Genomic DNA, 12,487 nt, shown 5'->3' with positions numbered 1-12,487 from the left:
AAATAAAGTATAGAATTCAAACAAGGAGGTTGATAGGAATGGTTAATCGCGTAACAGGGCTTAACTCGGGTTTGGATATTGAAAGTATGGTAACTAAACTGATGAAAGCAGAAAATGCTCCCGTTGATAAACTGAAGGCGAAGAAAACAACACTGGGTTGGAGTTCTGATCTGTATCGGGAGGTCAATACCAAGCTCGCCAGCTTGAAGACGCAATTGGATGGTATGAAGCTTTCTGGAGATTGGAATCAGCTATCAGCGACAACATCGAATCCAACAGCGGTCACAGCTAAGGCTGACGGTACAGCTAATTCAGTCTCTCATAGTATTACTGTACAAAATTTGGCTTCTGGAGCTACAGCTTTCAACAAAAATTCCATCTCACAAAATGTAATGACAGGAAGTAGTAGCGTAAATGCCTCAACCGTCATTGCAGCAGCATCGAACAATAATTCTTTTCAAGTCACGTACGCAGGCGTTTCAAGAACAGTAACTATAGCTGATGGGACTTATGATAAGACACAGCTTGCTGCACAAGTTCAATCAAGTATTGATAGTAGCCTCGGAAGTGGAAAAATTGCAGTTTCCGCCAATTCCAGCGACAAAATTGAACTTACCGGTTTAAGTCAAATTTCCGTTAAAATTGTATCAGGAAATACGGGGATTGCCTCAATTGGTTTTACGAGCGCTCAAACGAATCGAATCGATCCTTCGCTAACTTTAAGTAATCAGACGCAATTTAGGACACCTCTAACAGGATCAGGTAATTTTAATATTAATGGTCAAACCATTTCGTATACCTCGGGTGATAAACTCTCTGCAATTATGTCGAGGGTTAATTCGTCTAGTGCTGGCGTCAACATGTCTTATGATGCTGAGACGGACAGAGTGACCGTTGCATCTAAAGATGCTGGGTCCAACTCGCAGGTGGTGATGAGTGATGCAACTGGTAATCTTCTGGGGGCATTAGGTTTGACGGGTAGTAACGTTACAAAACTCGCTGGAGCAGATGCTGTATTAACTATCGACGGTGCACCTTCTACACGGAGTTCCAATACTTTTTCGGCTGGTGGTGTTACTTATACGCTTAATCAAGTCACGTCGAGCGCTGTATCCGTTAATGTTAGTCAAGATATCGACAGCACAGTGAAGAAAATTACCAGCTTTGTGAATACATATAATGATGCAATAGATCTGATGAATAAAAGGGTCAAAGAGGGTAAATACCGCAGCTTTACGCCATTAACGGATGATCAAAAGAAAGATATGAAAGACACAGAGATTACTGTTTGGGAAACTAAGGCGAAGAGTGGTCTACTTCAGAACGATGATATGCTGAAATCAGCATTAAGTGGATTGCGTTCGCTTATAAGTACTACTGTCAGCTCAAATTCATCATCCACATACAATGCATTATACAAGATAGGTATCACAACGAAAGCATATGATAGCAGTGCCATTAACGATTCAGGGAAGTTAACTTTGGATGAAACCGCCTTACGTGCAGCTTTAAGTGCGGATCCGAATGCGGTTATCCAGACGTTCTCGAACAATCCAGACGGAATTGCTCAAAAGATGTACGACCAGGTCTCTACTTCGTTAAAGCAAATCATTGAAAAAGCGGGTGGAGCAAGTACCTCGACAGATAATGTAACTAGTACAATTGGTAAACAAATTACCGATTTGAACAAAAATATAACTGACTTTTCTGCGAAATTGGCCAAAAAAGAAACGTACTACTATAAAATGTTCTCATCTATGGATACGGCAATAGGTAAGAGTAATACGATAATGAACTCATTATCGAAATTTACAGGTTAAAATATAGTGAGGTGATGAACATATGGAGATAAATTCATTTGGGGGGGTCACGCGTAGTGGCGATCAAACTCCCTATACGAATATAACTGTTTCTCCCACTTCAACAAGCTCAGAAATCGGCGGCTTGGAATCAGTCAGTCAACTTATGCAGAAACAGAATTATGAGTTAACGGTTTCGGACAAAGCAGTAGTACAAGCAATTGAGAAAATTAACAAGACACTCGAGGGCGCTAAACATAAGTTCGCATATAGCGTACATGAAAAAACGGGACAAATCATGGTGAAGGTAATTAATGAGGATACCAATGAAGTCATTCGAGAAATTCCGAATGAAAAAATTGTTGATTTGATTGCTAATTTTCAAGAAATTAATGGACTCAATATTGACGAGAAGAGGTAGGACAAGCATGAATCAACAAGCTCAAGCAACTTATCTTAGAATGCAAGTCAACACTGCAGCTCCTTGGGAATTAACGACCATGCTTTTTAGTGGATGTATTAAATTTATGAAACAGGGTTTAATGGCGATAGAGAATGAGGATTTTAATTTAAAGAATATCAACATTAAGAAAGCAGTAGATATCCTGGATGAATTGACGATTACACTTAATCATAATTATGAAATTGCAGACCAATTAGGAAAAATTTATGATTATGTAAAAAGAAGATTGTTTCATGTAAATTTCAAGTTGGATGTATATGCTCTTCAAGAGTGTATAGAGTTAATTTCGGAACTACGTGATACGTGGGTTATGGCCATGAAGGAGCTCCATGGCGTTGCGAAAGTTCAATCATGATAGAGCAAGAAATGACGATTTTATCTTTACTGATTGAGTTAAAGCATAAGACTCAGCAGTTGTTGGAGATTGATATTGAGGAAGAGCAAGAAATCCCGCGACTGAATGCTTTGCAGCAGGAGCAAGAGATCCTTAGCCAGCGTTTGGCCCAATTCCAACCTGCTCCGCTAAACGATCAGATTAGACGGGTTGCCGCGGAATGTCAACAGTTAGAAACTCTTTTCAATGCAAAGCTGATCAACTTTCAGAAAGTAGTCAAGACTAATATTGATAAGATAGAGCGGATGAAGCAGCATAAGCATGCCTACCAGAATCAATATTTACAGGCAGAAGGTTATTTTGTTGATAATAGAAATTAAATGATTCACTTGTACATGAAAACGAGGCACTTGTAAGCAGATACTGCTTACAAGTGCCTCGTTTTTGCTCGGCTGAATAGATGTTTATGAGCTATCGCATAGCGTTCATCATTAGCCCATAGTAGTGTGGGTATTGCTCTTTATATCTGTCTAGCACGTCTTTGGAGAGGTCAGCATCTGAGCATTGCGCTAAATAAAATACATACAGGTAAGGACGGTATGGATTAAGTTCGATTGATTTACGCACAAAAGCCAAGCCTTCTTCCACATCGCCTTGATTCATATACAATTTCCCTACATTTTCGTATCCTACTGCGGCAAGCTGTTCATGCTGTATAAGCATAGAGTAATAGTCCAGTGCGAGCTGAATCTGACTTTGCGAATAAAAGTGGTCGCCAATTAAATTCGCTACTATAAAATAGTAGGGTTGAAGTTTTTCGATAAATCGGTCATACGCGTCAAAATATCCATATTTAAACAAGTCAATGAGCAAAGTAACGGCGTAATTAAGTTGTTCTGAATCGAGCGTTGGACATGTTCCTTCAGTGGTCAATTGAAAAGCTACTTGAACGATTTGGTAAAGCTGTTCCTTCTGTAGCGTGCTGCCATCAATGGTTTCACAGAATTGATCAGAATATGCGGCTCGGTTCCAAACTAAGCTCGCTAAGATGTAGAGTTTATTATTGTGTTCACTCTGTTCTTGTGGCAGCATCAATTGCATGATTCGTTCAAATTCATCCTGAGAATTACGGATCAGTGCCGAGAGCAGCTTGTAATGGGATGACAGCGAAATCTTGTGCTGTTCGCATTGGTGCTGATAATGAGCTGTTAATTCTTGATTTCCTAATAACAAGCTAACTTGAAACAACTGCAGGATATCTGCTTGAGATGGATTCACAAATATTTTTTCGAAGAAATCAATAATTGATGAAGTAGGCTCGCTTTGAGATAGCAGAATAAAAAGCTGATAGAGCACCTTCTGATCGCCAGGGCTTAGATTAATGAGCTTTGTTAAAGCGCTAACTGCTTTAGGCACATCTGAATCCTTCAAATATAGATTCACAAGATGTACCAAGGGTATAATACTTCCGTAATTGGGAGATACAAGCCAGTAACGACCGTCTTTGTTAGGCGGTGAATTTGAGATCTTCAGGCTGGTCTCAAACCATTCTATAGCTAAAGGGGCTAGCCCCACCTTTTCGAGAATGAGACCTTTAAAACAGTAGTAGTCAGCATAAGCGGGAAATCGGCGCAGTCCATTTTCTACCACTTCCAATGCTTCCTTCAGACGGTCGAGTTCAATAAGAGTGATAACCGTTTGATTCAAGCAGTGCAACATAAATGCTTGATTCTCCATTTTTTTTGTGGTTGCCCGTTTGTAATAATAGAGTGCTTTCTTTAAGTCCCCTACTGCGAAATATTCATTTCCCAACGTAAAATAATCGTACTCTTCGAATTGTTTGGTTTCTTTCAATCTCTCAAAAATAGCTAGATTTCGGGTTGATTTATTCTTTTCTTGTCTTACTTCGAGTGTATAACCTGTATGGAAGATCGAAAGACGATAATAAATTTGTTCAAAATGTCCGTGGCGGTACACGACCTGTTCATGGATGGGGCGCTCGAAGTAAATATCCGGATGATTAGAAAATAGGCGCAGTGCAGTCGATTCAACCATTTTTCCTTTTCTAATAGGCCCGGTGTAATTGTATATCGTAAGGATGTAGCCCATCGGGGCATCATGATTGGCTTGTTCGAGCATCGCTAGCAAATGGCTCATTTGTGTAGAGTCGACGTATTCATCTGCATCTAGGACTAGAATCCATTTGGACGTTGCTCTTTGGATGGCTGCATTCTTAGCTGCCGAGAAGTCGTTGATCCATTCAAAATCAAAAACTTGATCTGTATATTCCAGTGCAATTTGTTTAGTGGAATCGATGGATCCTGTATCCACAATGATGATCTCGTCCACATAGTCCTTTACACTATCTAGACACCGGCGTAGCACTTTTTCCTCGTCTCTTACGATCATGCAAAGTGAGAGCAATTGATCCATATGTCCTCCTTAAAGCAGCGGGAAATGGTTCAATCCCGGATACTTATCCACTATTGTAAGTTTTAAATTTTCTTGTTCGGATGCTTCGGTCAGATGTTGAAGTAAGTAAGTATAGAGAGTAATATTCATGGGGTTGAGTTCAATGGCTTTGCGTATATAATCAATCCCTTCCGCAACATCGCCTTGTGCAATGTATAAACGGCCAACATTCTCATAGCCTTCAGCTGTGAGAGCATTTTGATTCAACAAAGTGGAGTAGTAATCCATTGCCAATTCATACTGTCGATTATTAAAAAAGTTATTTCCCAGCACATTCAACAAAGAAGGGCTATTAAACTTCTCAACTAACCGATCACAGCAGTCAAATTGTTCGGCATAGAAAAATTTCATATATATTTGAGCGAGCCAATCGATATCATGTGCCTGTTTGTCTACTTCCAATAGGCTTTCTTCCCAGAGCAAAAAGGACATATAGGCAATGTCGATGTCTAGTTCTGCGGAAGGTTGGTTTTGTTTAAGTTTACCGAATAACTGCGCATCTTCATGAAGAATGGCGAACTGCAATCCTAATCTCGCAGGTAGTTCAACATGTTGTTCTGTGCAGATGTTCAAGTACGAGGTCGAGAGCGATTTACTTCCTAACTCGATGCATAACTCTAGTATCATGATGAGTTGATAAGGTTGAGGAAACGGATAAAACGAGCGTAGAAGTGATTCCATACCATCTAATTCACCAAAAGAATGCAAGATTTGTAGTAAGTGTTTTAGCACTGTTTTGTTGTTTGGAGTCACGTAGAGCAACTTGGATAATGTAGCTACTGCTTCCTGAAAGCTGAAATTGCGTATATGCAGAACCGATAATTGTTGGAGAGGTAACGAGCTAGCATTGTTGGGACTAATTAGCACTTTGTTGGATTCCAGTTGTTCCGAATTATCACCCAAACGAATGCATGTGCGCAGAGCCTCGATAGCGTAGCTGTCCAATCCTAGTCTAGCTAGAAGATAGCCTTGCAGCCAGTAAAAGTCGCAAGCGTCAGGCCAAGTTTTTTGCGCTGTCATAATATGCTGGCAGGCTTCGAAGTACTTCTCTAGGTTGATACAACAGTTAATCATGTTGCCGATACATAGCGGCAGCCAACTTTTCTGCATCTCGGATGGTTGATGTGCTTGTTCGTAGCATTCTAAAGCTTTCTGGTACTGACCTTGAACCGTGTGCTCATTTCCAAGTGTAAACCAGTCGTAGCAAGATAGATTGCCTTGACGGGACATCAAATTGAAGATCGCCATATTTCTTGACGATTTATCTTTGGCTTCTATGACTTCCTTCAAATAACCAGTATGATAAATTGGGAAAGAGCACTCTACTTCTTGAAGATCCCCCTGCGTGCAGAGAAGTTGTTCGTGGATCGGCCGGACGAAATGAATATGACGGTTGTTACTGAATATCCGAATTGCCTTGGACTCTGAGATTTTACCAGAATTTAATTCGCCGACATAATTGTAAATGGGAACGATTACACCAGTTGGGACATTACTAGGCAACCTCTCTAAGAAGTGCAGTAAATCCGTTGCAAATTCGGGGTTAATGAATTCATCGGCATCCAGATACAGAATCCACTTCCCTTTAGCAGGAAGGATTGAGGCGTTGCGTGCTGCTGCAAAATCCTGTTTCCACGCAAAATCGATCACGTGGGGGGTGTAACGGCCAGCAATTTCCCTGGTATTATCTGTTGAGCCTGTATCTACAATAATAATCTCATCGGCACAATTAGAGACACTTTGAAGGCATTTGTCCAAATGTTTAGCCTCGTCTTTTACGATCATACATAAGCTCAAGAATAGCATTATTGTATATCTCCTCAAATTGCCCTAAGCATTGTAATTTGATTAGGTAGGATGTGCAAATAATGTTGTAATTACTTATATTATATCAGAAATCGTAGAATAGTATCGAAATTTTGACCATTGATGAGAATTTGTTGATTGAGTCAATTGTAGAAAACCACAGTTTAATAGTTAATTACTTGAGTCTTGCGAATTTCACTTGAAAGAGGCCCAAATGGGCAGACCTGTAGCGTAAACGGTCATTTCGATTTCAGGCAGACAGCTTGAATTGCTGGAGAATGTCGAAAAGAGGCTTCTTCTCGAGGGCTTGCTGATACACATAGACGATGATCTGCCCAAAGTACTCTTCTCGAATGCGGCGCACCACATCACCAAGCGTCATTTCGGATTGACGCTCCATCCACTCTTGTCGCTGGAACTCCAGAAAGTTCTGCGTTAGGAACTGGATAGCCCAAAACCGTCCAATGCCTATAAACGAAAGCAACTGGTATTGGTCGAAGCCCAGCAACTCCTTAAAGTACCGGTATCCCGTCTCGATGTTCCAGCGCATGTGATAGTATCTCTGAATCGTAACGAGATCCAAAGACAAATCCGTACACAGGAGACAAACCTGCGGTTTGCTCGAAGCGATATACCCGTCCTTCCATGAAAGTAGTAGCTTGACGTTTTCGATTTCGCTGATGGGTCCCTCGTAAGGGTACACCTCGCCAACACAAATAGGGGGTACAAAGTACCCGTTGGGTTATGGAGCAGGAAGGAAGGGTCTTCCACATAAAGCATCATGGAGTGCATTCAATACGGAAAGAGAATGTTTCTTTACCGTAGAAATATATCCACGAATGCGGCAAAATTCGTTTGCCCCTCCTTGGCTTCGGAATGTACCGGATACCTTCTGCTTTACCTTGTTCATCCGCTGATCTCGTTCAACCAAATTGTTATCAAAGGGAACGTTCGGATCGCTCATGAAGCGCAGCACTTCGTGTTGTTTGTCTTTTAAGCGATCGAGCAAGTTTTTCGGATAGCTTTGTTTGGCTTTGCCCCGTTTGCCTTTAAAATTTCTATAAACTGAAAGTTTCCGGCATCGGTCACGGTATCGTTGTTGAAGGTTACCGCACGTAGTTTCCGTGTTATTTTCTTGCTACGTCGCCGCTCCTGCATAATGTGAATTCTTCGTTCACGACGCGATTGTTGTTCTGGCGCTTGGGACTGGTTCTGTGCTACCATGGTGCTAGGACACTTCCTCTCGAATGGTTTTTAGTGGTACTTTAACCTTTCGACAAGAGAACGGAGGTGTCCTTTTTCATGCTAAAAAATTCACATTATTCGTTACTCCGATTTCCTTGATAGCACTAGGTTTAACCCCGTTTTGATGTGAGTACTTTCTGAATTCATGATAAATAAAGCGAAATTTAAAAGGGTCACCCAAAAGACTTCTCGGGTCACCCTTTTTTTGCAGATAAATAAACAGGAAAACTGTTCTATTGGGTCAACTATGTAATCACAACAAAATCCACCACGAAGGAACAGCTGAAGCGGATCTACCGACATATTATCGAAGCCGATAATATTCCAACACTCGATCTACGGCAACAATGACATCGTTAACATCAGAGTAGGTCATTTTTGGATATAGCGGCAATGTAATCAATTGTTCATAAACATCTTCAGCGTTAGGGCAACTTCCACGTTTATATCCAAGTTCTTGATAATAGGGCTGAAGATAAACGGGAATATAATGGACATTAACCCCTATATTCTCCGCCCTGAGCGCTTCAAATATCTCCTTTCTCGATCCTCTAAGTTGGGTAGGATCTAGTTTGAGTATATACAGATGCCAAGCAGATACTGCATCGGGCTGTTGAAAAGGAGTGTCAACGCCAGCCATCACTTCGAACGCTTCATTGTAAAGCTGGGCAATCTCTCTGCGACGAACCAAGAACATCTCCAATTTATTCAACTGAGAAAGACCTAGAGAAGCTTGCAGATCTGTCATTCGGTAATTGTAGCCAAGGGTATGCATTTCATAATACCATGGACCTTGATGATCGATTAATTTCTTGGGATCTCTGGTTATCCCATGGCTACGAAACAGAAGCATACTCTGATAATATTCCTCGTTATCTGTGACGATAACACCGCCCTCGCCAGTAGTTATATGCTTCACTGGATGAAAGCTAAACATGGTCATGTCAGCCATTGCTCCAACCTTAGACCCCTGGTATCGAGCGCCTAGAGAATGTGCAGCGTCTTCAATGACAACCAAGCCGAATTTGCGAGCAATAGCGTTTATTTTCTCCATATCCGTCGGCTGACCTGTAAAATCAACCGGGATTAACGCTTTAGTTCTTGAAGTAATTTTAGCTTCGATTTGTTCGGGATCTATATTATATGTTCGTCGATCAATATCGGCAAAGACGGGTTTCCCCCCCTGGTACAGAACACAATTGCTACTCGCCACAAACGTTAAGGGGGTTGTAATAACCTCATCGTCCGCTCCAATGCCGGCAGCATAACAAGCAGCATGAAGGGCGGCAGTTCCGTTGCAGAATGCCACGGCATATTTAGCACTGACATAGGAGGCAACTTTTTTTTCAAATTCTTGGATAACAGGACCTTGAGTAAGATAATCACTTTGGAGCACCCTTACCACCTGAGCAATGTCATCCTCTTCAATCCATTGCTGCCCATAAGGCAGCATAGAATCCCTTACCGGAGTTTCGCCATGCACAGCCAAACGACTCATAAGATAACCTCCATTTCAAGAAGACAATGCTGCTTTATCCGATCAAAAGCAAGCATTCTTCAGCATGTTACCCCAGTATATCCCATGAAACAGGAGTCCCTTTAGGGACGTCCACCTTTACTTTTCGGCCAATAATCTGATCGTAATACTTAGGGGGCAATCCATATCCTGGGCGTATTGTACGCACATTCTGTTTGCTCAGAATGCTTCCAGCTTTAAGTTCTTCCACCACATAGAGTGAACGACGGAACTTGAGCGAAGCTCTTTCTCCATCCAAAGCACCGTACTTAACATGTCCGATTCCCTGCGATGCTCGCTTCGTTTCAATAACTAAACTTTTCAGTTCCTCTGGCTCCAATGAGAACTCGGAATCCACTCCTCCGTCTGCTCTCCGCAAGGTAAAATGTTTCTCAATAACCGTAGCACCCAGTGCTACACTTGCAACTGCCGCGCCTACTCCCATTGTGTGATCAGAAAGACCCACATGGCATTGAAATAGCTCTTTCATATGAGGGATTGTAGCCAAATTAGAATTTTCAGGTGTTGCAGGATAAGTGCTAGTGCACTTCAATAGCACAATATCTTTACAGCCTGCTTCTCTCGCAGCTCGAACCGTATCGTCCAGTTCAGCAACCGTTGCCATTCCAGTCGAGATAATCATCGGCTTTCCCGTTGCCGCTACTTTTCGTATTAATGGAAGATCGGTATTTTCAAATGAAGCAATTTTGTAAATCGGTACATCCAGCTCTTCAAGAAAGTCCACAGCCATCTCGTCGAAAGGTGTACTGAATCCGATCATCCCCAATTCCTTACATCTATCAAAGATAGGCTTATGCCATTCCCATGGTGTATAAGCCTGCAGATAAAGCGAATACAACGAACTTCCCTTCCACAAGCTGTTTGGATCATCAATGAAAAACTCACCTGTGCTGATGTTCAGAGTCATTGTATCGGCTGTATACGTTTGAAGCTTAAGAGCATGAGCACCTGCTTTTGCCGCTTCCTCTACAATTTGAAGTGCCCGTTCCAGGGATTGATTATGATTTCCAGACATTTCAGCTATAATGAATGGTTCCTTTTGCGTACTGATCGTATAACCGTTTACTTTAATATCGGACGGTTGAACACTCATACGTCGATGTCATCTCCTTTTTTTAATGCTTTACCTATAAGATGTTTAACAGGTGTATGCCAACCGTCTGTCAATAACGACTCGTATGTCTGCTTATCTCTCGAACGATGAGCCGTTCCTTCCGATAAGTTCTGAGGTACGGGTTTTATTTCTCCGCGTATTATAGAATGCCATGTTAAAATAATTAAGTTTTCTATTGCCTCTGACAGTCTTTGATAACTCGTATACAAAGTATCCTCGAAATTGTCATCAATCAGCTGTTGTACAACTATATCGCCTGTATCAAGACCGACGTCAACAAGATGAATTGTGACGCCCTTAGGAGTATTTTCAAAATAACTCCACAAATTCGGATCGGCGCCTCGATTCCATGGTAAATAAGAGATGTGGAGATTAATAATTTTTCCCGGAAAATGATTAATAACCTCTTTTTTGATCAAATGTCTGTATCTATAACTAATAATGAAATCCACGTTTCTCTCTAAAAGTTCTTTTAAAAAAATTTGTTCTTCCGTTTGACTGATTTCACAACCCTGCGATATCAAATAATTGCCTATAGTAGAGTTGAATGGACCTAAGAGAAGAACATGTATGACAATCTACCCACTTTCATGCTATTAAAGTTCTGTATTACCCATTCTTACCTTTTATTAAGGAAGCTATTTTATCAATAACAACAGAAGAACCTTGATAGTCACCTATAACATCCAAGCATCTCTTTGACATTATGTGTACTTCTAACGGATGAGTGACAGCATAGCGGACAGCTTGAATAATTGTTGTTTCCGCCACTTTCCAATGCTCACCTAGATTCCATGTGGCCCCATAATGTTCTACAGCCTCAGTGATCTCTTTTTGATTGTCCGCTACTACGGTTGTAATGGAAGGCACCCCCAACATACATCGCTCCCACGTTGTGGATCCGCCTGCACCAATAAATAAATCTGTTTGCTTCATCAACTCCGCCATATTAGAAACATGATCTTCAATTATATAATTACTTAACTGACGACAAATTTCTTTAATTTTCAATCGCTGAGGATTATTCGGACCAACAATAATCTTAATACTAATTTGTTCTAATGATAATTCCTTTAGGGCTCTTATTGCCTTAAGTGTTTCCCCGGTTAAATCAATCCCACCATAGAACACGGTAATGTTCTTAATGTTGCCGTTACGAATCTTTACTGTTTTTCGAGAATAAATGAATTCATCCCTCAATAATGCATAAGATGGTCCCAAATATGTAGTAGTTGAATCTGGCAATAATTTTCTATATCTTGTAAGTAAGTTCATGCTTAAATTTTGATCCAACAAAATATGGCACGTATGTCTTCGATTAGCTAAGTCATCAATGACAAAAATTTGAGTGGATTCCATATACGATAAAACTTGTTCTTCCCAACGCCAATCTATTGCATAATGATCCACTATTACCCAGTCAACAGAATTTAATTGCTTTAAATAATCGATTGTCTGCTGTGCATCTGTATACCAGTCAGCACCCAGCCAATTTAAATAAACTTCCTCCCTATTTTCATTATGATCAACCCCATAAAGTACGAAGACTTGATAGCCCTTGTTTCTAATAAAATCGATCATATTACCATAATGGTCTCTACAGATAAAGATTACTTCATGTTGTCTTGCAATGAGTTGCTCAGCTAAAGTCAGACATCTCATTATGTGTCCAGTGCCAATAAAAAGAGAGGCATCGGCCCGTATTACAATTCTCATG

The 12,487-nt window shown here is 40.9% G+C and carries 11 protein-coding genes and 2 pseudogenes; 4 read left to right on the top strand and 9 right to left on the bottom strand.

Annotated elements, in window-relative coordinates; genetic code table 11:
- Positions 1-38 precede the first annotated feature (38 nt).
- The 4 genes from fliD to BC351_RS22525 are packed head-to-tail and all read left to right on the top strand — an operon-like array spanning position 39 to position 2,976.
- Positions 39-1,820, top strand: coding sequence for a flagellar filament capping protein FliD (gene fliD, locus BC351_RS22540; RefSeq protein ID WP_079415132.1), 1,782 nt, complete (start codon positions 39-41; stop codon positions 1,818-1,820).
- 22 nt (positions 1,821-1,842) lie between these two features.
- Complete coding sequence (locus BC351_RS22535; protein WP_079415130.1) at positions 1,843-2,220, top strand: flagellar protein FlaG; 378 nt, start codon at positions 1,843-1,845, stop codon at positions 2,218-2,220.
- A 7-nt stretch (positions 2,221-2,227) separates the two neighbouring features.
- Entirely contained in the window at positions 2,228-2,617 is a 390-nt protein-coding gene (gene fliS, locus BC351_RS22530) for a flagellar export chaperone FliS (protein ID WP_079415128.1), read from the top strand.
- Positions 2,614-2,976: a hypothetical protein gene (locus tag BC351_RS22525; RefSeq protein ID WP_079415126.1), complete on the top strand. Its 363-nt coding sequence runs from the start codon at positions 2,614-2,616 to the stop codon at positions 2,974-2,976. The genes fliS and BC351_RS22525 overlap by 4 nt, the downstream gene beginning before the upstream one ends.
- Positions 2,977-3,067: 91 nt before the next feature.
- Here the strand turns inward: BC351_RS22525 and BC351_RS22520 are convergent, their stop codons facing one another.
- The 9 genes and pseudogenes from BC351_RS22520 to pseG form a co-directional block, all read right to left on the bottom strand.
- Positions 3,068-5,029, bottom strand: a complete 1,962-nt coding sequence (locus BC351_RS22520; RefSeq protein WP_079415124.1) for a glycosyltransferase family 2 protein — start codon at positions 5,027-5,029, stop codon at positions 3,068-3,070.
- A gap of 9 nt (positions 5,030-5,038) precedes the next feature.
- On the bottom strand, positions 5,039-6,874 hold the full coding sequence (locus BC351_RS22515) for a glycosyltransferase (protein ID WP_079415122.1): 1,836 nt from the start codon (positions 6,872-6,874) through the stop codon (positions 5,039-5,041).
- A 250-nt stretch (positions 6,875-7,124) separates the two neighbouring features.
- Complete coding sequence (locus BC351_RS22510) at positions 7,125-7,577, bottom strand: transposase (protein WP_144028495.1); 453 nt, start codon at positions 7,575-7,577, stop codon at positions 7,125-7,127.
- A gap of 39 nt (positions 7,578-7,616) precedes the next feature.
- Positions 7,617-7,922 (bottom strand): annotated as a pseudogene (locus BC351_RS22505) (IS66 family transposase); the annotation flags it as partial.
- Positions 7,922-8,098, bottom strand: a pseudogene (locus BC351_RS22500) (IS1380 family transposase); the annotation flags it as partial. The pseudogenes BC351_RS22505 and BC351_RS22500, both read right to left, overlap by 1 nt.
- A gap of 325 nt (positions 8,099-8,423) precedes the next feature.
- The gene (gene pseC, locus BC351_RS22495) at positions 8,424-9,617 is read right to left on the bottom strand and encodes a UDP-4-amino-4,6-dideoxy-N-acetyl-beta-L-altrosamine transaminase (RefSeq protein ID WP_079415115.1); all 1,194 of its coding nucleotides are present in this window, start codon (positions 9,615-9,617) and stop codon (positions 8,424-8,426) included.
- A gap of 67 nt (positions 9,618-9,684) precedes the next feature.
- Positions 9,685-10,749, bottom strand: coding sequence for a pseudaminic acid synthase (pseI, locus tag BC351_RS22490; protein WP_079415113.1), 1,065 nt, complete (start codon positions 10,747-10,749; stop codon positions 9,685-9,687).
- Entirely contained in the window at positions 10,746-11,294 is a 549-nt protein-coding gene (locus tag BC351_RS22485) for a formyltransferase family protein (protein ID WP_279628359.1), read from the bottom strand. Before BC351_RS22485 ends, pseI begins: the two co-directional genes overlap by 4 nt.
- Positions 11,295-11,379: 85 nt before the next feature.
- Positions 11,380-12,486 carry a UDP-2,4-diacetamido-2,4,6-trideoxy-beta-L-altropyranose hydrolase gene (pseG, locus tag BC351_RS22480; RefSeq protein WP_079415109.1) on the bottom strand — a complete coding sequence of 369 codons (1,107 nt, stop codon included), beginning with the start codon at positions 12,484-12,486 and terminating at the stop codon, positions 11,380-11,382.
- Between the last annotated feature and the right edge of the window lies 1 nt (position 12,487).

The sequence above is a fragment of the Paenibacillus ferrarius genome (assembly GCF_002027705.1).
In the GTDB taxonomy this organism is placed as follows: Bacteria; Bacillota; Bacilli; order Paenibacillales; family NBRC-103111; genus Paenibacillus_E; species Paenibacillus_E ferrarius.
Note: the sequence above shows the minus strand (reverse complement) of the source record. Positions and strands in the feature narration are given on the sequence as shown.